The following is a 20216-nucleotide window of genomic DNA, read 5'->3' on the forward strand; positions in this document are numbered from 1 at the left end:
CCAAGGCTTTATATCAACCTTTCACGCCGGCGTTCGAAATCCCCTCAATATATTGGCGCTGGAACAGGAAGAAGAACAGGATGATCGGCAGCGTGGACAGCACAACCCCTGCCATAATCATCGGCGTATTCTCAAAGAACATATCCTTCACGCTGTTCAGACCCACAACCAGCACATACATTTCCGGTGTATTCGCAAGCGTACTCGGAACAAGGTAACTGTTCCAGGTTCCGGCAAAAGCAAGAATCGACATCGTAATCAGCGATGAACGGGCCAGCGGGTACACGATCCGCCAGAAAGCGCCCATCTTCGTCAGGCCATCCATCCGGGCAGCTTCCAGAAACTCATTCGGAACCGAGATGAAGAACTGGCGGAGCATGAAGATGTACAGACCTTGATATAGGAACGGTACCGTTAACCCCCAGAATGTGTTCAGCCAACCGAGCTGTGCCACATTCACATATACCGGGATCAGGATCATATGGTACGGCACCATCATGGTAGCCACGACAATCCAGTAAATCAGCCCTTTCCCCTTAAAATTCAGCTTGGCCAGCGCAAAGCCGGCCATCGGGTTAATGATCAGGTTCCCGATGACAACGACGCCGGTCATGATCACGGTGTTCAAAAACCATCTCGGCACGTTGTAGGCATCATTCGTGAAGAAGATTTTGAAGTTCTCGAACGTCCAGTTGGCCGGCGACGTCAGCGTATTGACATGGCGCATCGGGATGATGGACGTATAGAGGGTATAGAGAAAAGGAAGGGCAAATAAGAGCCCAAGGATGATCGTGCCGATATACAGAAACAGCCGACCGTTATTCGTACGGGTCAACATTACCCTCACTCCTTCTCATCCAAGAATTTTTTTTGCAGGTACGTAATCAACATGATGATCATGAAGAACAGCACCACCGCCGCACTTCCGTATCCAATGTTCATGTAACGGATCCCGTGCTGGTAGAAATACGTAACCACCGTACTGGTAGCGCCTGCTGGCGAACCGAGTGCGCCATAACGGGAAATCGCCGCAATCTGGTCGTAGATCTGGAAGCCGGCGATCGTCGATACCGACACGATGAAAAACGTGATCGGCTTCAGGAACGGCACCGTGATGTAGCGGAATTTGTTCCATTTGGATGCTCCGTCAATCTCGCCCGCTTCATACAGATCCTTCGGAATTTCCTGCAGGCCTGACAAGTACACAATCATGGTGAAGCCGGCTTGCTGGAAGATAAACAGAATACATACGAATAAGAGCGCATAGTTGGTATCTGCAAACCATGTTACATTCCCGAAGCCTAAAGCTCCGAAAAATTCCGTTAGGAAGGTGCCCTGCTTAAACAGCATCATGAACACGGTTGTGATCGCGATTTGCGAGGTGATATACGGAATGAAGAATACCGTCCGGAATATCCCCTTGCCTTTCAGCTTCTGATTGACCAGGATGGCCAAGAGCAAACCGAGGACAGTCTGAATCGGAATCGAGATGACCACGATTTCCAGGGAATGAAGCAGCGCCCGGAAGAATTCTTTATCTTGAAGAATGGTGACATAGTTTTCGAGGCCGATGAATTTCGCCTGGTCCAAGGCAGCGAAATTCGCATCTTGAAAACTTCTTACGAAAGACTGGATAAATGGATAGAGAAACCACCACGCCCACAATATCAAAAAGGGCAGTGAAAACAACCAGCCCAGTGTCTTGTCGGAGTCTGCCAGCGAACGGAACCAGGATTGCCTAATCTTGTTCCCTTTCATATCAGCGTGTTTGCTGCTGTAATCGGACATAATTTATCCCCCGCTTCCATGGCTTAAATTGGTTGGATCATGAAAATACCCCCACAAAGTGGAGCCTATGCTACGATGCTTATTCCAAATACTTTGCGGGGACCCCAAAAAACTTATACATTCTAATATGTGAAAGGCTCCCGCTCCCCTGAGAACAAGGAGCGGGAGCGGGTGTTGCCTTTTTCTTATTTGAATTGGCCCTGAATATCGTCGAGAATTTGCTGAGCCGTTTTACCGGAGCCGCCAAGAATCAAACCTTCCAATTCTTTAACGAGTTCATCCGTGAAACGCTTGGTATCCGTCGGATAACCATAGTCCGTGCTGTACTCCAGCGCAGGCTGCAGCGCCTTGAATTCAGGGTTTTTCTCGAAATACTGCTCGGACAATGAGGCTACCGCCGGATTAAACCCAAGCTCCATGAATGCGGTTTGCGTATCGTCATTGGTCATGTAATAAGCAGCTTTGAGCGCAGCTTCTTTGTTCTTCGCGTCTTTCAGTACCATGTAAGCGTCAGAGCTCATGGTGCTTCCGTTGGTTGTTCCTTTTGGTACCGGAATAGCTACCATTTTGAGGTCCGGATTTGCATCCTTCAGGTAACCTTTGTACCAGTAACCACCTGTACTCATAGCGCCCTGCTCGTTGCTGAATACTTCGCCGTCCCAGCCAAAGCCGAGTGATTTAGGAGTTACAGCAAGTCCTTGGTCATACATATCGATGATCATTTCCAGCGCTTTGACGTTCTCTGGAGAGTTGATGGTCTCACCGTTACCCCAGCCGCCGCCAAAGCTCTTCACGTAGTTCGTGATATGGAAGGCATCCAGATTCACAATAATGCCTTTCACATTGCCTTTGTTCAGCACTTTCGCTGCTTCGATCACTTCATCCCAAGTGGTTGGGTACTCGCCGAGGCCAGCATCTTTCCACATCTGCTCGTTGATGAAGAACATCGCCGGCATATCACTGTTCGGCACGCCGTATTGTTTTCCATCCACGTTCCAGATGTTCTTCGATGTATCCGGGAAACGGTTCATGTCAACGCCCGTTGCTTGAACCAGGTCATCAATCGGCGAGAATAATCCTTTGTTGATGTACTCGTAAGCACCTTCGTTGGACATCTTAATGAAATCAGGTGCAACGCCGGCAGCGATTTCACCCGGAAGCGTGTTCCAGAATTGCTCACTGCTTGGATATTGTTTGATTTTTAGTTCAAGCTCCGGATATTGCTCGGAGATGGTATCCGCTGCTTTCTGATAGATCTCCAAATCCTGTGCCGTACCCCAGAATCCGAAATTCACGGTCACTTTTTCCGCATCTGCGGCTCCATTATCTTTATTGTCAGCGCTTTTATTGCCGCCGCAAGCGGTTAAACCAACAACAAGAGCCAGGCACAACACCAGCATGGCCGAAAACTTCTTGTTCACTTTACCCATGATGCTACCCCCTACATTTCTTTTCGTTTTACCTTGCACCTTAATGATAAAGAGCGGAAGCAATAAAAAAAATTAATCAAATGATGATTAATTTTTTAAAATTGACTATTTTTTTATAAATATATTGCACTGCAAGATCGTTTTTATGAAAAATCACACTTTCTTTTCGAATATCACACTTCTTCTTTCCTATATTGTTTAGGAGAAAAGCCCGTGTATTTCTGAAATACAATCGCAAAATGGGCCTGATTATTAAACCCTACCATCTCGGCAACGTCATAAATTTTGTAGCGGTAGTCCTTAAGGAGTATCTTCGCCTTTTCGATCCGGAGCTCATTAATATAATCGAACAGGCCTTGACCGACCTCTTGCTTAAACAGACGACTGACATAATTCGGGCTGACATGAAATAGGTCCCCGAACAATTTTAACGAGAGGCTCTCCGGGTAGTGCTCTTCTGTATACTCCATAATATTGCGCGTGAGCTGGCTGTATCCCTTCATCTCCAGATGGTTGCGGTTCTTAAACCGCTCCTCGAATCTGGCCCGGTACGCAGCCGACAGCTGCTGGAAATTATGGATCTCTTCAAAAGCCGTTACATCCTCTTGAACGGTCCCGCCGGGCGTTCCCCTGCTCTCCCCGATCATAAACAGCAGACCTTCGTATACCTTGCGGACATCCTTCTCTTCCATGCATTCCTCTTGCGCCAGAAACTTCTCCCACTGGGACAGCAACTCCATAAATCGGTCGTTCGCTTCTTCCTTGAGCGCAGACTTCATCTGGCTTAAATAAGCATCCGCCTGTTTATAGACACTCTCACTCTTCTGCTTCAGATGCTGATAATAGAATATCGACGTATCCGGGTGGTAAAATTGATGGGCTAACGCGGTTCCTGCTTGCTCATAGCCCTTCTTAATGCCATCGAAATCAGCAAACCAGTCGCTGATACCCAGCACGATGTCGATGTTCACAAAGCGCTTGAGCGCGGAGCTGATCATCTGCACCATTTTATTTACACGCGTCAACGAAGCCAGCAGGCTTTTCAGCTCGCTGTTGCTGATGAATACGACGCTGCACTGCTCGTCCAGTTGAAGATATTCAACTTCCTTCTCCGTGGACAGAATCTCGCTGACTACGTTCTGAACCGTATTCGGCAGGATCGACTCGGTTTCTTTGGTATACCTTTGGATGACGGTGTGATAATTTTTGATTTTGAAAAGGACGACGTACATATTGCCCTCTTTGAGTCCAGTTTCGTTCAGGTCATGAACGCGGCCATGGAGAGCGTCATATAACATCTGCTCCTTCCGGTTGCCCGCTGCACTCGGCCCTACTTGAGCGGGAACCCCCCGGCTTCCAAACTGCTCCCGGACGCTCTTCAGCATCGCGGTCAGCTCGCGTTCATTCATGTCGGGTTTGTGAAAATAATCGAACGCCCCCAGCTTCAAAGCTTCCTTCACATACGTAATATCATCGAAACTGCTCAGCACAATGGCCTGCACAGGAAGCTGCCGGTCCTTAACCGCCCGGAGTACCTCGATCCCGTCCATCTTCGGCATTTTGATATCCAGCAGCACCACGTCAGGCGCGGTTTCCGTTATCATGCGCAGCGCTTCTTCGCCGTCGCCAGCCTCACCCACAATGTCCACGCCCTGGGCCTCCCAGTCAATCGCTGATTTGATCCCGATCCGAACGAGGGGCTCGTCATCTACTATAAGTATTCGCACTTGCTTATCACCCTGTTTCTTCTGTGATGATCGGAAGCCGAAGCCATGCCACGGTTCCGCCATGCTCTCCCCTCTTGATCCACAAGCCGTATTCCGGCCCAAAATGAAGGGATATCCGGTTCCGTATATTGTTAAGTCCAATCGAGTTGAAGGTATCCTGCGGACCGCCCTGCTCCACCTTCGCTTGTCCACCCTCGGGAAAACCGCGTCCGTTATCACTTACTTTCATGATGAGCGCATCCAGTTCCTCATAAATCGATATCACAAGGTTTCCCTTGTAATCGATACCTTCGAAGCCATGGAAAACTGCGTTCTCCACAAGGGGCTGAAGCAGAAACTTCAAGGTCCTATGATTCATTACGGCCGGATCCACCTCATATGTGACATCAAATTTATTAAAATAGCGGAAATCGAGAATTTTCGTATAATTCTCCATGAATTGGACTTCCTCCGCAATGGTCACGTAGTCGCCTTCCTTTTTCACCGTAAACTTGATGACCGAAGAGAAAGCCTGCAGCGCTTCTTCAATGCCGGTTGCCCCCTGAATCTTGGCCATCCACTTGATGACGTTCAGCGTGTTATATATAAAATGCGGACGAATCTGCGACTGCAGCGCATTCATCTCCAGATTCCGCTTCTCCTCTTCCTCCACATAGATCCGCTCGATTAAATCGCGAATTTCCTGCAGCATCTGGTCTACGGTATGGCTGATCACACCGATTTCACCGTGCTGTCTCGTATCAAAGCTTACGTCAAGCTGACCTTGGGAGACAAGCTTCATTTTGCTGTTCAGCACCGCCAGCGGTTTCATGATCGTGGTCGCAATGCGTGCCGAGATCAGGATGGACAGCACGAGCAGCAGAATCAATGCGGCGATTAAGATGGCAACCATAAGATAGACAATCGAGAACAAATCCTTCTTCGGAATGACCGTAACCGCCTTCCAATTAGCCAAAGAAGAGGAAGAAGAAATCATGTAGGTATCCCGATTGATCTTCGTGTTCACTTCGCCGTCTGCGTTATATTGAAAATCATTCCCCAATACTTCGGATGCCGACAGCCCGATTTCCTCGGGGTGGACGCTATGCACGATATGATCGGCTTCATCGATCAGATAGAAATTCGTATTCTCGGAAAATGCCGTATCGCTCCACAGCGTCTTGAGTTTATCCACCGAAATGTTAAAGAGGATAAACCCAAGATCCTCCTTCGTGTACGGATCCATGATGGCCCGGCCAACCGACACGACCGGAATTCCCTTGGTTGACAGCAGCCGCTCCTGACGAATCCCTACAGGGACAAGGCGACCATGGGCTCCTCTGATCTTCTGGACAAAAGGCTCACGAGTAAACTGCTCCTTGAAATAGGCGAAGTTCATATATTCCCTGTTGCTTCGGCCAATAATCGACTGACTGTTCTCGTGATAGATGACAACGGAGTCAATCAAATCCGAATACAGCATGATCCCGCTCTGGATCAAGCCGTTCACTTTATCGAAATCCTGCCCCCGTTCAAGCAATGGATACGTCACCTTGCCGTAATCCTTGCGCATAATGGCATACACCGTGGAATCCTGAATCGGAAACATGGACAGTCGCAGCAGCGGCTGCAGGGAGGTGTCGATATTTTTAATAATTTGTTTGTTGTTCTCCACGGCGGCATCAATCATCGTACTCCGATTATTCTCCACGTATACCCAAGATACGATGCCGCCGATCAACAGGAGGGGAACGATGATAAAGGCGGAGAACGCCGCGATCAGTTTCTTCTCCAGACTTAAGTGAAGCATCTTCTGCTTTAGTTTCTTCATGAGCCGTGTCTCTCTCTTCTCGTTGGGATCGTCCTTTATCGCGCCGTACCGCTTATCCGGAATTTTCTCGGCGTCATCCCCGTAAAATTCTTGAACAATTGCGTATAATAACTCTGGCTGCAGAACTTGAACGTAAACGCGATTTCGGATATCGACTGGTTCGTATTGGCCAGCAAATGCTTGGATTCCTCAATCTTCCGCCGATTAATAAAGGTTGTGATGGATACGCCCGTCTCCCGCTTAAAGCGATCGGACAAGTAGCTTGGGTGGACTTTCAAATATTCCGCAACCCTCTGCAAGGTCAGCTCCTCAAAAATATGCTCCCGAATGTAATAGATCGCCAGATTCACAATGTGAGAGTAGGACACATCTTCCTTCTCGGAGCGAATCATCGACACAAACTGCACCAGCATCTCATATTCAAAGTGAACCAGCCGTTCCACATCCGTCATTTTCTCGATCTCAAGGATCAGCGTATCGCTTAAATGAAAGGCAATCTCAGGATCCACGCCGCCCCGGATGATCGCGCGGGTAAATAAGGTACAAGAAGCAATCAGGGCATTCTTCTTCGACCGAAGCGGATACGTCGCCAGCACAGCTGCTTCCAGCTCGTTAATCTTACGAAGCATATCCATGGCTCTATTCTCATCGCCGAAGCGGATCGCTTCCAGCAGCTCGTGCTCATAATCAAATGGGGGATGGATAAAATTCTCGCGCAAATAATGCATACGGGAAGACAGATAAAATGGACGGTTTCCCGTGCGTGAAGGCTCTTTCATTATTTCCACACCACCTAAAAATATTGATAAAAACCTTGATATTTTAGTATAACATAACCCCGATTAGCTCTAAAATTCAAGCATAACCATGCTAGGAAGGAAGTGTAGACCATGACCTGGAATATATCAAATCCTGATTTATCACAGCAAGCGTTGCTGAACATGGAAAGTATTTTTGCACTCGGAAACGGTTACTTGGGTGTGCGTGGCAACTTCGAAGAAGGCTACGGAGAGAGTTTGTCCACCATTCGCGGTACCTATCTGAACGCTTTCCACGACGTGATTGACATCCCTTACGGCGAGAAGCTCTTCGCCTTTCCCGATACACAGCAAAAACTCGTTAACAATATTGATGCCCAAACGGTCCTGATCTATTTAGGTGAAGAAAAAGAACCTTTCCGCCTTGATCACGGCACGATCACTTCACATGAGCGCCAATTGCATATGGACAAGGGGTATTCGGAGCGAATCGTACAGTGGAAATCGCCTGAAGGCAAAGAGATCAAGCTGACCTTCCGCCGCCTGGTGTCCTTCACCCACCGGGAATTGTTTGCCATCCATGTACGGATCGAACCGGTTAATTTCAACGGCCAGGTTCGCATCGTCTCCACTGTGAACGGCAAAGTGAAGAACTACACCAATGCCAATGATCCCCGGGTCGGAGCAGGGCATGCGGAACGGATGACCGTCATCGATGCCGGTGTAAAGGGCAGCGATGCCTATGTTGTTGATGAGACGATGGCCTCCAAGCTGCGCGCGGCTTGTGTGACCCGTCACCAGTTGGATGCCGATGCCGACATTCAGCTCGAAGCCGGATCCGGAGAGGTTACATTCACGGCTACCCTTCCATTGACCGGGCCAATCCACTTTACGAAATACAATCTGTATACCGACAGTCTTCGTCACGGGCAGGAGATGATCGAACACGGAATCCAGCTGCAGGAGACGCTTAAGGAGCTTTCCTTCGAGGATTTGCTGGCTGAGCAGACCGAGTATTTGAATACCTACTGGAAGTCGGCCGATGTCCTGATTCAGAACGATGACCAACTGCAGGAAGGCATCCGCTTCAACCTGTTCCAGCTGCTGCAATCCGCTGGTCGGGACAAGCACAGCAACATCTCCGCCAAAGGACTGAGCGGCGAAGGCTATGAAGGCCATTATTTCTGGGACACGGAAATTTACATGTTCCCGGTATTTCTGATGACGCAGCCGGACATTGCGCGCCAGCTGCTGCTGTATCGCTATTCCACGCTGGAGCAAGCGAGAGACAGAGCTCGGGAAATGGGGCACCGGCAAGGCGCCCTGTTCCCGTGGCGCACGATCTCTGGAACGGAATGTTCCTCCTTCTTCCCATCGGGAACGGCGCAATACCATATCAGCGCAGACATTGCCTACAGCTATATTCAGTATTATCTCGCCGAACAGGATCGGGATTTCCTCATGTCCTACGGAGCTGAGGTGTTAATCGAAACCGCCCGCCTGTGGGCCGACATCGGCCACTATTATAACGGCGCCTTCCATATCGATGAGGTTACGGGGCCGGATGAATATACCTGCTGCGTGAATAACAACTATTACACCAATGTCATGGCGAAGCATAACCTGAAATGGGCTGCCAAGAGCTGCTCCATCCTGAAATCCTACGATGCTCAGGGCTTCAAGTCCCTCTGTGACCGGCTTGGCGTTACGGAAGACGAGATCATGGCATGGGCCAAAGCGGCTGATGCGATGCTGCTGCCGTACGACGAGGCACTCGGCATTAACCCGCAGGATGATACATTCCTCCGCAAGGCGGTATGGGACTTCGACAACACGCCGGAGGACAAATATCCGCTGCTGCTGAACTACCATCCGCTGACCATTTACCGTTACCAAGTGTGTAAACAGGCGGATACGGTGCTCGCTCACTTCCTGCTGGAAGACGAGCAAAGCTTTGAAACGATCCAGCGTTCGTATGACTACTATGAAAGCATCACGACGCATGATTCATCCCTGTCCTCCTGCATCTTCAGCATCATGGCTTCGAAGATCGGCAGCATGGACAAGGCGTATGAGTATTTCATCGAGACGGCGCGCCTGGATCTGGACAATACGCACGGCAACACGAAGGACGGCCTGCACATGGCTAACATGGGCGGTACCTGGATGTCCATCGTCTACGGCTTTGCCGGCATGCGCCTGAAGGAAAGCGGACTTTCCCTCTCCCCAGCCATTCCGCAGGACTGGGAGAAGTATGCCTTCCGCCTGAACTTCAGCGGCCGCCTCATCGGCGTATCCATCGAGAAGGACGGCGTGACCCTGGAGATCGTGGAAGGGGATTCCATCGAGATCAAGCTGTACGACAAGTCCGTAACGCTTGAAGCCGGGAAATCTGTGAAACATTCGCTTCAGAGCAAGTAATTAGGTTTAGGCCGTGGGGTGATTGCCCTACCTATACGTATGGCATCACTCCCGGTTTACGAAGAAAACGATGATCGACATATATAAGACAGACTGCGATAAGACGTCATTTTTCTTGCGTTATCAGAGAGGAGCCATAAGAATATGAACGAAACACGTAAGCTGAAAGCTGTCATCTTTGACTTGGACGGCGTCATTACCGATACGGCGGAGTATCATTATCAGGCATGGAAAGCCACGGCAACCGAGCTGGGCATTCCCTTCACGCGAGAGTTCAACGAGAATCTAAAAGGGGTATCCCGCATGGACTCCTTGAAGCTGCTGTTAAGCCAAGCGGAGACGTCTGTAAGCTATTCGGATGAAGAGCTGGTACAGCTGGCCGACCGCAAAAATAAGCTGTATGTCGAGCTGATCGAAACGATTACGCCAGCCGACCTGCTGCCCGGCATTACGGAGTTTGTGGCAGACATCCGGTCGGCCGGCCTGAAGACCGGCATCGCGTCCGCCAGCAAAAACGCCATTGCCGTATTGACCCGGCTTGGCGTCATGGACGAGTTCAACGTCATCGTCGACGTGACCAAGCTGAAGAACAACAAGCCGGACCCTGAGATCTTCCTCACCGCTGCCGCGCAGCTTGGCGTAGAGCCTGCCGACTGCATCGGGGTGGAGGATGCCGTATCCGGCGTTGATGCCATCAAGGGCGCCGGCATGTTCGCCGTGGCAATCGGCAATGCCGCGCATTTCCCGCACGCGGATGTCGTGCTGTCCAGCACGGCGGAGCTGGACTTCCGTAAACTGGCGCAGACGTTTGAAGGCTGATCATAGATTGAAGGGGTGCTCCTTAGGGAGAGCACTGAAAAAGTCGTTGTTTTGTTGCTGCGAGCAACAGAACAACGACTTTTTTTCCATAAAGAAACGGGCTTAGGCCCACCACTAGATCATTTTTGGAGTTGCCAGCTTGACCATCCGTTTTGCATTTACAACAATGGCCGTCAGGATGGCTTGTATTCGCATGCCAAGAAGGCCTCGGCTATACTGTGAAAACGCCAGGCCATGGTGGTTTTTTAGTTCGTGGTTCTTCTGTTCAATTTTGTACCGCATCCGGTAACGTTGCTTGAATGTTTCGGATTCGTGGTATTCCACTGCTTTTTGTTTGAACTCAGGCACAATGGGAACCGAGTACGTTTTGGATTTAGTTCCTGGCTTGTAGCAACCCTCTTGGAGTGGGCATTGCTTGCATTTCTCCACGTCAAAGAAGAAGGTCAACCTCTGACACTCATTCCCGTTTTTCCGACCCATCTTCGCTTTTCGAATACTGTGATGCCCTGCTGGGCATTCCACAGTCTCGCTGTCTTTGTGGTAAACAAACTTTTCTCGTTGCTCATCTTGATGCCCGTAGAGCATCATTTCGTTCAGCTTTATCGTCGGGGTTATTCCGTCCTCCTTAAGGTTTGTAAAGCTGCCGTAGGCTTTATCTGCTAACACTTCTTGGACAACAAGTCCTGTTCCGGTCGTTCTCTCCATTAGTTCAGGGAATGCCTTCGGATCGCTCGCATTGCCTGGTTCGACTTTCATGGCTGTTATGATGCCGTCCTCGGTCATCGCAATGCTCTCTTTGTAGCCGAAGAATGAGGTTGTTGCGCTTTTCCAGCCGAATCGGGCATCTGGATCAATCGCCGACTGCACCCCTTTCCAAGCTAATAATCGCTCATCGCTTACAATCTTCTTGGTCTCCTCTAGCCGAGACTTTAAGGAGCCTTCGGCGTCGGGAAGTAGTTGTTCTACGGTCTCGCCAAGATTGGCCAGATAAGCGAGCGCCTGTTTTTCTTGTTCCCTTGTCTCCCCTTCGAACTCAGGCATTTTGGGTAATTGCTTCAGTAGTTTGTTATTATGTTTTTTTACCGCTCGCTGCAAGCGATTAGCAGCTTGTTTGAGTACTTGGAGCGGTTTTGAAGCTTCGTATTTGGAATGCGTATGGGTCGCATCAACAAGGACCGCCGAGGATTTTATGAGTCCCTTTGATACACATTGTTTAACGACCTCTGTTAACAAGTTTTCAACCTCTCCAGCTCCAATTTTGTGGACGCGGAAAAGAGAAAGCAGTGAGGGATCGGGTAAGGGATCTTCCGGATTTAGACCAATGAACCACTTGTACGCCAAATTCACTTTGGTTTCTTCAATCACTCTCTCGTCAGAGAGATTATATAGCTTCTGAATAAAGATCAACCGAAACAACATCTCGGGATCTTTCGCACGCCGGCCATAAAACAGGTTGTAATGCTCTTGAACAAATTCAAGAATAAACGAAAAGTCGATAAGCTGATGTATGTGAATGAGTAGATGATCTTGGGGGATCAGTTTATATAGCTCACTGTGGAAAGAAAGCGATTGTTGTTTGTTGAGTTCTAACATGAAATTCACCTCAGAAATATTATATCAAATTACCGCGGTGAATTATTGAATTTTTTGGGTAAAAAAGAGGCTGATGAGCGATCATCAGCCTCTTTTACATATTCTGTAACCGTTTTTCAGTGCTCTCCCTTAGGGGCACCCTTTTTTCATGCACCCACCCATTTTTGCAACCGCTCACCATCTTCGGTAGACTTGTAGTTGGTAGTGAATACCTGTAACTTATCCGGTATGTCAGTCGGACGGGCATATCGAGAATACGATAAAGGGGACTTTCCATGGAACAGGCTGTTTTGGATCAAGGTGCCGAGCGATTCGGACAAGGTTCTTATTCACTGAAGTTACTTGGGGGATTCGATCAGAATGTATTTGAATACAACGGTGAAGCCGGACGTCACTTCATTATTAAATTCTTGGACGCATCCAAATACCGCAAGGCCTCGATCATTCGCGAGCTCACGTGGATGGCCTATCTCGCCGAGCATGGGCTGAACATAGTGGAGTCGGTTCGATCCGCTCAGGATCTTCTTATTGAAGAGATAACTCATGAGTCGAAGCGATATTATGTCATTGCTTTTACAAAGGCTCCGGGCAGCCCGTTAACGGATTTGGCATCGGATTTCGCCATGATCAAGCAGTGGGGGCGCGGGATGAGCCGTATGCATAAACTCGGCAAAAAAGACTCCACCACAGCTTCGCTCGTTCACCAAATGGCCTTTCCCCAGTGGAATGATCATGTAATATTTACCAATGCGTTCCCGGAGGCTGCAGGTGAAAGAGTCCATGCACAGTGGAAGCAGTATCTTAAGGAACTTGAGGCCCTCCCGCAAGACCAGGAAGGCTACGGCATCGTTCACAATGACCTCCACCATAACAATTTTCACGTACATAACGGGGAGATTATTTTTTTCGACTTCGGGGATGTCTCCTGTCATTGGTTTGCCTACGATATCGCCATAGCCATCTATCATGCGGTTCAGACCGTGCCTGAAAGCGGAAAAGCCGAATTTGTCGCCAGATTCTTCGACTCGTTCTTATCCGGCTACCTTCAAGAGAATACGCTGAGTGAGGATTGGATCGAGCGAATTCCATTTTTCATCGACTTCCGCAATATCTACTCCTATGTCTACTTCTCCAAATTCGTTAACTGGAATGAGATGAACGAGCGCACACGGAATTATCTCTTAGGGATGAAAGCTGATATTGAGGCTGGCAAATCGGTTGTGAAGCTGTCCATTTAATATAGAGAAGGAAGATTGCTCTACCATGAAACCAAAATCCAAACCTCTCCGCCGGCTCGGCTATTTGGGCCTGGGGTTACTCCTCCCGGCCTTCATTCTATACCTGCTGTACGGCCCACGCCAATCAAGGTGGGTGGATTTACATCCTTTACGGATGAAAATACCATGATCTTCGAGGTGATCAATGAAGGATTCGCCGATGTGGAGCTGCTGGACGTGTGGGTAAACGATGGCCGGAAGCCGGCCAAAGCCGAGCTGGGCGTCAGTTATTCCCTTCATCTGGTGGGCGGCAGCGACCTTGATGAAGATCCTAATATCGAATTCGTGGATATTCGGGAGTTGCCGCTAAAGCCCGATCTCATGCCCGAAAAGAAGAGAGCTGCGCTCGATCAAGGTTCGCGCATTCCGCTTAATTACGGCATCCGTCTTTATCACGATGAGCCCATCACCCGGATTGAAGTGAAATATAAGTATTGGGGCATCACTTTTACGAGGGAGATGCCGATGGGGCGATTTTTCAATAACGGCTAATTCGCTCAAGGCAAAATTAAATCGATGAAGAGAGCCAAGCTCTTTGATGTCGATAATTATACTGTGTTCCCAGGTCTCTCTTTTGAAAATAAATAAGTAAACCAAAGCCTCTATCCGTGTTGGATAGAGGCTTTGGTGATAAAGATCCACATCTACAGTTCTCTGTTGCTGATAGCTTTCCTACGATACAATCTCCGCCCAGCGGGATAACGTCTCCTCAACGCCTGCTTCTCCCTTGATCATCCGCTCAATATCCTGATTCATTTGCTGCCTGGACAGGTTCCAGACCTGATTGGAGAGATAAGCATTCTTCTCGATTCGCTCCATGGCATACAAGGCCGGACCCCACCAAGGGTTATCGATACGTCCGAGCTCCTTAGCCAATGTGTTTGTGATGGGCACGCCCCAATAAGCACGCCTCGCTTCCTCCGAAGAAGGCAGTGCTAATTCTTTCAGCAATTCCCATGCCAGCTCCGATTGTTTGGACGTGACAGGTATGCCGTAGCCTGTCGAGTACATCGTATAAATATCCCTGCCACCCTGTGCATGAGGCAATCCCACCACGCCATAGGTTTCACTTAACTCGGGATCGTAGGCAATCCCGTTATGCCAGCTAAAGTCATAGATCATGGCAAACCGATTCGAACGGAATATGTTGTCCACTTGGATGCCCGGCATAGGAGCCACTCGATGCTTGCGGTAAAGATCCACAATCCATTGATACGTCGCATGCGCAATCTCGCTATCCGCATAACCCTTACCTACAGTTCCATCCTCCGACAAGTGCCGCCCTCCCCTGCGCATCAGAAACGGTTCCAAAAATTCCACATCCGGATAAATGTAAAAACCATACCGTGATTCATCCTGGTTCTCTTCGTGCCGCGTCAAGCGGATCGCTGCATCAAGAAATTGATCCTCTGTCCATTCATTCGTAGGGAAGGGCACTTTTGCCTCGGCAAACCATTTTTTGTTATAAAAAATTTGGGGTACTGCCACATCCACAACGGGCAGCGCGGCTAACTGCCCCTCCCACATCGGATGCATCAATGCTCCCTGATAAAAATCATCCATCTTCAGCACCGGATCATTCTTCAGATAAGGCAGCAAATCTTGAACAACACCTTTACGTAACTGAGTGGAATAACCACCCTCGCGGATATGCAGCAGATCAGCCCCCTCTTGATGGAATTGCTCCATCACGCCATAGCTGTCCTCCGCCTGGACCAGCACCACTTTGACGTCCGGCCTGGAAACCTCGAATGATTGAATCACCGTTTGCACATATTTCAGATCACGTCCGTTCGATTCTGTGATGATGCGAAGTTCAGTCGGTGTTGTCACTTATGATCCCTCCTTATATTATCAATCACGAATTGCAAACTTCGCATGGCTTCCCTTTCCTGTTCATGAGCCCGTTTCAAAAGATCGCTTGCCGCCACGATCGCTTCCGGGTCAGAACTTCCGGTGCCGCAAGGAAACGGGAAGAGCGTCTCCAGTTCCGTCCACATCTTTGCCGACTCTTCATAACATGTTATGACATGATCATAGGCTTCATTTATCTGATACTCAGACGATATCGTTGAATCATGGACTATTCCGCTATCAGCCGTTTCATGGCAGCCCCTTTGCGCACTCCATCGGTCCTTGAGATCGCGAAGATACGTCACGGCATGCCTCCGGGCATCCCCATACACGCGAATCAAATAGCTCATCCCATGCAGATTAATATGCGATTCACCCCGCTCCAGGTGATCCCTCCAGGCATCATAAGCCGCCAAACCCTGCACATAATAAGGAAATGGGGTACGCGGCGAATAACCGTCACCCTCTACAGCGACTCTGGCGATACGGCATAGCTGCTCCGCCATAGAAGACGATGCAGTCTGCTCTGTGTCATTTACCTGTTCGGGTCTCTTTTTAATTCCGCACAAAAAACGCAAGCTGCTCGTTGTCAGCTCTTCGTACGTTATGATTTTCGTGTAAGGAGCCGACGGGTCCGTCACATAAAGCTCCTGCCGACCGTCATCGTAACCGTAAATCAAGCTCCATTCAAACGTGAAGGGCTTCTGAACATAGGTATCAAAGAACATCACAGGCGTTCCCGCAATCAAATATTCCCTGACAAAGTTCATGACCTCAGGACTCCTTGATTTGGCAAAAGGAAAGGAGGAGGCTACGGGTACCAGTGGAACAATACCTTCATCCGGAAGCTGACCGATCACAAATGCTGTTTCATATCTCATCCCATCAAACAGCTGCCTTAATACCTTCTGCCAATCGAATACAAACGCACCGTCAGCATAGGTGGACAATCTGGAGATTCGCAAGCGGAACGCATAACCCGAGACTCCCATCAGGTCGCTCACGCTATATGTATGGTCCGTCATGTCCAGCATCATGGAAATGGTATCAATGAGTGAAGATGCGGTCTTCCTCGTTCTTGATTTAGGCAATGGCAATTTTATCATCCGGCCGTTTCCTCCATTCTCCTCCTGATCCAATTTCGCTGGAGAAGCAGGGACTAGCATGCGGGAATATGCCTCGAGCACCTTGCGTTTGGCCCTATAGATGTAGGTATAGACCGACTGGGTTGTCGTCTGGAACATCGCGGCGATCTCATCAGGAGACCATTGTTTAAAAAAATAAGCTTCAAATATCCCGCGTTCCTTGCGGTTTAAACAGTGCAGAAAGGATTGGATCATATCAATCGTTTCCTTGCGTAGGTACAATGTCTCCGGATTCAACTCATTTTGTTTGTGCGTTAGCTGCATAGACAGAAATTGCAAAATATGATCCACATCGCCCCAATCGATGTTGGCGGAATCCTTCGCTTGGGATGGCTTCAGGTTGGTGAATGGCTGTTCGATTCGATAAGGACCGCCGCGCCGCAGCTTCATCTGGGCCTGCCTGCGAACAATGGCCTGCAGCCAGCCCATGAATCTGGATGAATCGATCAGTTGTCCGACGTGCAGGAACGCCTTGATTAACGAATCCTGCACGATATCCTCTGCCATATGGGTATCCCGGGTCATGGAACGCGCCCAGGTACGCGCCGAGGTACGATGGCGGCGAACAAGCTCCCCGAAGGCTTCTGTATCTCCTGCCTTCGCCCGCTCTGTTAAGATACGATCTTCCATCGTCTCGATGTTGGTCCCATCTGCCGTGGTTTCCAGCATAAGTGTGTCCCTCTCCTCCTCTCTTTGAACGGTTAGTTATAGGATCTATAGAAGAAGATGCCTGCGGCACTCATGATTTGAACAAAACTTCGGATTTTTTTAAAAGAGTTTGATTTAATTGAGAAATCAGCACTCGTAAAAAACAGGGATTACATCAATTCTCTAACGCGAGTGTAATAATATAAATTCATTTTGGCAATAGATGGAAGGCAATCTATTTCACGTCGGAATCGGTCTATGACTTTGGCGATTTATTCCGATGCGATCGACTGCGGCAGTTCTTGAATGCGATGATGCCGTGCTTGCAAATCCTCGTCTGGAATTCACAGATAAACGAGACACAAAAAGACGTCCCTTGATCATTCATCATTCGGGAACGTCTTTTTGAAATGAGATCCAACTCGTCTTGAGTTTATAAGGTTGGAAATTTTTTGGTAACAAAAAAATCGAGCTGTAGCAACCCGGTTCATGATCATTAAGATGACACAACATAATTATTCAAAAAATCCCGCAGTGCAGCCTCCATATCAGGCTCCCCACCGTCTACGATCCATGAATCCTGAATAACAAGATAGCTGCAGGCGCTGCTCTGCAAATAGCTGTAGATGATTTGTGCAGCATCGATATCTTCCCGGGTAAACTCGGTAGCATCGCATTCCATATCCCTCGTGAAATAGCTGATAATCAAGGCTTTGACCCTCTGCCTTAGCGATTCAATGTCCACTGTGGTAGCCACAGAGCATCGCTCGCTGTGCAGCACAACATTCCTCTTAATCAGAAATAACTTTATCGTATCTTCGTCTAGATACTCGTAGACAACAATGCTGTGATTCTCTTCGGCGAACTCGATCACATGCCGTTTATTTAAGAGCAAGTTCACCGCCTCCATGCCGTCCCTGTATTTTGCAGCCTGCTCAAAATCGAAACGCTCTGCGGCGTCGAGCATGTTGCGCTCCATTTCATCATATAAACTTCGGTCGTCCCCTTGAAGCAGAGCAATGAATCGATCCAAGATTTCATCAAATTGCCGAGCGGTTTCGCCACCAAGACACTTCCCAAGACAAAGGCCAATCGAATAATTCAAGCAGGGAGTATTTGCCGAAGAAGCGGCAGGTGTATGATTGCAGGCGATTTTACAACATTCCTTAACCTTTTGCACTGCGTGTTCAAGACTATGTCTGCTGGCTGTATAGGGGCCGAAAAAACAAGACCGGTCGGGACCGCCTTCATCCAGTGTATCTGTAATTTCCAGCCATCGCCAATCTCGCTTTTGCCGCAATTCGATATAACTATAACCTAGCGGATTTTTCATCTTACGGTTATACATCGGCTTTATGTCCTGAATGAGCCTGCATTCCAGCATGAACGCCTCAAACTCCGTGTCGGTGACGATGTGCTCCAGGTCTTTGACATGCTGAACCAGCTTCTTCACTTTTGGGGAGTGCGATTTATTGTTGTAAAAATACGATTGTACTCTCTTCTTGAGACTTTTGGATTTGCCAACGTAAATGACCGTTCCCTGCGAATCTCTCATGAGATATACGCCCGGCGACAGCGGCAACTCTTGTATTTTTGTTTTCATTCGACTGTCGATCCTTTCAACGAATCTATCAAACATGGCGTTTTCCGTTCAATTCAAAGATACCATATGCCCACCAAAAAGCACCACAGTCACCGGCTGATCCAACTCGATGAACGTGATGCCTATTTTGGGCTACAGCCTCTATTAACCCTTCCCGCACAGGGTTGATTGGTTGTCGTGCTCCCGTACCCGACCGGCGGCCCCAAATAACAGACTCTCGAATAGGCGCGACGGCTCGCGCATAATCTTCTTCATCGATGCAATACGCACGCTGCGCGACCTCTTTCAGGCGGTTCGATATGTACGTAGATGTTGAATCTCCCATCATATTTTCCCTTAGATGCATACGCTCGATAGAGAATTTCTATAGTTAAGGAATCTTGGCTCAAACCAAATTGCCCGTTCCTCCTCTACCTAAGCTCCCTCATTGATCCTTGCTCCTTATACTGCTGCCGATATTGCCTCGGCGACATCTGAACCGCCCGCTTGAACATCTTACCAAAGTGGGAGAAGTTGCTGAATCCCGAGCGCATGGCGATATCCGTGATGGGATCATCACTCTCCCGCAACAGCCGCTGCGCTTCCTGGACCCGAAGCAGATTAAGATAATCGCTAAAGGTAAACCCCGTTGTCTGTTTGAACAGCCGGCTGAGATAATGCGGGCTGATTCGGAATGTCGCTGCAACTTCGGGCAGCGTTAAGGCCTTCTGGTAGTTGTCGTTAAGATACCGGACGACCGCCTGGGTCTTCGGATGAAGAATGGGCTCGGTATCGGCGGAACGAACCGTTCCCAGATGCCGGTTACGGTAGGCGAAGAGCAGCAATTCAACCGTCCGGTGCCGCAGCAGCCAGCTGCTCCCCGCTTGGGGACGGACCATCTCCTCCACCATTTCACCGACCATTCGCTCCATGACTTCACATGCCGGTGAAGGAAACCTTAGAATCGGAACATCCCAGCCGAACGGCTCCTTCAGTCCTTCGGCCAGGTCGGATGATACGGTCAATTCCGCAAACAACTCCGGACTTATATAAAGGACAACCCGGTCATGATCGGGCCGGCCGCTGTCTAGCGTCTTATGAACGGCATTTCGGTCCACGAAAACGAGATCCCCGGCTCTGATCCGGTAGGAACGGTCCTTAATGAAGTATATGCGCTCACCCGATAACAGGTAGTACAACTCGTAATGATCATGAAGATGGTCAACCGTCATGGAGAAATATCCAATGCGGCGGTCATATTCAATGTCCAAATATCCGCTGGCATCGTGGTAATCCGCTCGAAACGGCTTCGTCATGTCGCTGCCCCCTTTGCTTGGATTATAGCAAAATAAGCGGTGTTTGAA

The 20216-nt window shown here is 49.0% G+C and carries 15 protein-coding genes; 4 read left to right on the plus strand and 11 right to left on the minus strand.

The window, feature by feature from the left end:
- Window positions 1-13: 13 nt before the first annotated feature.
- From J7E85_RS08260 to J7E85_RS08285, 6 genes are all read right to left on the minus strand, one after another.
- The gene (locus J7E85_RS08260; RefSeq protein WP_006207848.1) at window positions 14-838 is read right to left on the minus strand and encodes a carbohydrate ABC transporter permease; all 825 of its coding nucleotides are present in this window, start codon (window positions 836-838) and stop codon (window positions 14-16) included.
- Between the two features lie 5 nt (window positions 839-843).
- Window positions 844-1788, minus strand: a complete 945-nt coding sequence (locus tag J7E85_RS08265; protein WP_215156764.1) for a carbohydrate ABC transporter permease — start codon at window positions 1786-1788, stop codon at window positions 844-846.
- Between the two features lie 185 nt (window positions 1789-1973).
- Window positions 1974-3218 (minus strand): ABC transporter substrate-binding protein, encoded by a 1245-nt coding sequence (locus tag J7E85_RS08270; RefSeq protein WP_215156766.1) that lies wholly within the window; start codon window positions 3216-3218, stop codon window positions 1974-1976.
- Between the two features lie 173 nt (window positions 3219-3391).
- Window positions 3392-4945, minus strand: a complete 1554-nt coding sequence (locus J7E85_RS08275) for a response regulator transcription factor (protein WP_215156818.1) — start codon at window positions 4943-4945, stop codon at window positions 3392-3394.
- Window positions 4946-4952: 7 nt separating this feature from the next.
- Window positions 4953-6755, minus strand: a complete 1803-nt coding sequence (locus J7E85_RS08280; protein ID WP_215156767.1) for a sensor histidine kinase — start codon at window positions 6753-6755, stop codon at window positions 4953-4955.
- Between the two features lie 35 nt (window positions 6756-6790).
- Window positions 6791-7534 (minus strand): helix-turn-helix domain-containing protein, encoded by a 744-nt coding sequence (locus J7E85_RS08285; RefSeq protein WP_215156769.1) that lies wholly within the window; start codon window positions 7532-7534, stop codon window positions 6791-6793.
- Between the two features lie 111 nt (window positions 7535-7645).
- Between J7E85_RS08285 and J7E85_RS08290 the strand changes: the two genes are divergently transcribed.
- Together J7E85_RS08290 and pgmB are read left to right on the plus strand one after the other, a co-directional pair.
- Window positions 7646-9934 (plus strand): glycoside hydrolase family 65 protein, encoded by a 2289-nt coding sequence (locus tag J7E85_RS08290; RefSeq protein WP_215156771.1) that lies wholly within the window; start codon window positions 7646-7648, stop codon window positions 9932-9934.
- A gap of 144 nt (window positions 9935-10078) precedes the next feature.
- Entirely contained in the window at window positions 10079-10753 is a 675-nt protein-coding gene (gene pgmB / locus J7E85_RS08295) for a beta-phosphoglucomutase (protein WP_215156773.1), read from the plus strand.
- A 114-nt stretch (window positions 10754-10867) separates the two neighbouring features.
- Here the strand turns inward: pgmB and J7E85_RS08300 are convergent, their stop codons facing one another.
- Window positions 10868-12346: an IS1182 family transposase gene (locus tag J7E85_RS08300; RefSeq protein WP_251035563.1), complete on the minus strand. Its 1479-nt coding sequence runs from the start codon at window positions 12344-12346 to the stop codon at window positions 10868-10870.
- A gap of 275 nt (window positions 12347-12621) precedes the next feature.
- On the opposite strand from J7E85_RS08300, the gene J7E85_RS08305 reads away from it, so the two are divergent.
- Both J7E85_RS08305 and J7E85_RS08310 read left to right on the plus strand, forming a co-directional pair.
- On the plus strand, window positions 12622-13584 hold the full coding sequence (locus J7E85_RS08305) for a phosphotransferase enzyme family protein (RefSeq protein WP_215156775.1): 963 nt from the start codon (window positions 12622-12624) through the stop codon (window positions 13582-13584).
- 15 nt (window positions 13585-13599) lie between these two features.
- Entirely contained in the window at window positions 13600-14115 is a 516-nt protein-coding gene (locus tag J7E85_RS08310) for a hypothetical protein (RefSeq protein ID WP_251035564.1), read from the plus strand.
- Between the two features lie 180 nt (window positions 14116-14295).
- Here J7E85_RS08310 and J7E85_RS08315 read toward each other — a convergent pair whose 3' ends face one another.
- The 4 genes from J7E85_RS08315 to J7E85_RS08330 all read right to left on the minus strand — a co-directional run bounded on the left by J7E85_RS08315 (window position 14296) and on the right by J7E85_RS08330 (window position 20168).
- Window positions 14296-15456 carry an extracellular solute-binding protein gene (locus tag J7E85_RS08315; RefSeq protein WP_215156777.1) on the minus strand — a complete coding sequence of 387 codons (1161 nt, stop codon included), beginning with the start codon at window positions 15454-15456 and terminating at the stop codon, window positions 14296-14298.
- Window positions 15453-17291 carry a sigma-70 family RNA polymerase sigma factor gene (locus J7E85_RS08320; RefSeq protein ID WP_215156779.1) on the minus strand — a complete coding sequence of 613 codons (1839 nt, stop codon included), beginning with the start codon at window positions 17289-17291 and terminating at the stop codon, window positions 15453-15455. Before J7E85_RS08320 ends, J7E85_RS08315 begins: the two co-directional genes overlap by 4 nt.
- 475 nt (window positions 17292-17766) lie before the next feature.
- A complete protein-coding gene (locus J7E85_RS08325; protein ID WP_215156781.1) occupies window positions 17767-18873 on the minus strand; it encodes a GIY-YIG nuclease family protein in 1107 nt (368 codons plus the stop codon).
- A gap of 410 nt (window positions 18874-19283) precedes the next feature.
- Window positions 19284-20168, minus strand: a complete 885-nt coding sequence (locus tag J7E85_RS08330) for an AraC family transcriptional regulator (protein ID WP_215156783.1) — start codon at window positions 20166-20168, stop codon at window positions 19284-19286.
- Between the last annotated feature and the right edge of the window lie 48 nt (window positions 20169-20216).

This window comes from Paenibacillus sp. ISL-20 (assembly GCF_018613005.1).
In the GTDB taxonomy this organism is placed as follows: Bacteria; Bacillota; Bacilli; order Paenibacillales; family Paenibacillaceae; genus Paenibacillus_AQ.

Coding starts and splice junctions, on each gene's coding strand:
- J7E85_RS08305 (WP_215156775.1), top strand. CDS start 12,622: ATGGAACAGGCTGTTTTGGATCAAGGTGCCGAGCGATTCGGACAAGGT.
- J7E85_RS08280 (WP_215156767.1), bottom strand. CDS start 6,755: ATGAAGAAACTAAAGCAGAAGATGCTTCACTTAAGTCTGGAGAAGAAA.
- J7E85_RS08320 (WP_215156779.1), bottom strand. CDS start 17,291: ATGCTGGAAACCACGGCAGATGGGACCAACATCGAGACGATGGAAGAT.
- J7E85_RS08290 (WP_215156771.1), top strand. CDS start 7,646: ATGACCTGGAATATATCAAATCCTGATTTATCACAGCAAGCGTTGCTG.
- pgmB (WP_215156773.1), top strand. CDS start 10,079: ATGAACGAAACACGTAAGCTGAAAGCTGTCATCTTTGACTTGGACGGC.
- J7E85_RS08300 (WP_251035563.1), bottom strand. CDS start 12,346: ATGTTAGAACTCAACAAACAACAATCGCTTTCTTTCCACAGTGAGCTA.
- J7E85_RS08265 (WP_215156764.1), bottom strand. CDS start 1,788: ATGTCCGATTACAGCAGCAAACACGCTGATATGAAAGGGAACAAGATT.
- J7E85_RS08270 (WP_215156766.1), bottom strand. CDS start 3,218: ATGGGTAAAGTGAACAAGAAGTTTTCGGCCATGCTGGTGTTGTGCCTG.
- J7E85_RS08330 (WP_215156783.1), bottom strand. CDS start 20,168: ATGACGAAGCCGTTTCGAGCGGATTACCACGATGCCAGCGGATATTTG.
- J7E85_RS08325 (WP_215156781.1), bottom strand. CDS start 18,873: ATGAAAACAAAAATACAAGAGTTGCCGCTGTCGCCGGGCGTATATCTC.
- J7E85_RS08260 (WP_006207848.1), bottom strand. CDS start 838: ATGTTGACCCGTACGAATAACGGTCGGCTGTTTCTGTATATCGGCACG.
- J7E85_RS08285 (WP_215156769.1), bottom strand. CDS start 7,534: ATGAAAGAGCCTTCACGCACGGGAAACCGTCCATTTTATCTGTCTTCC.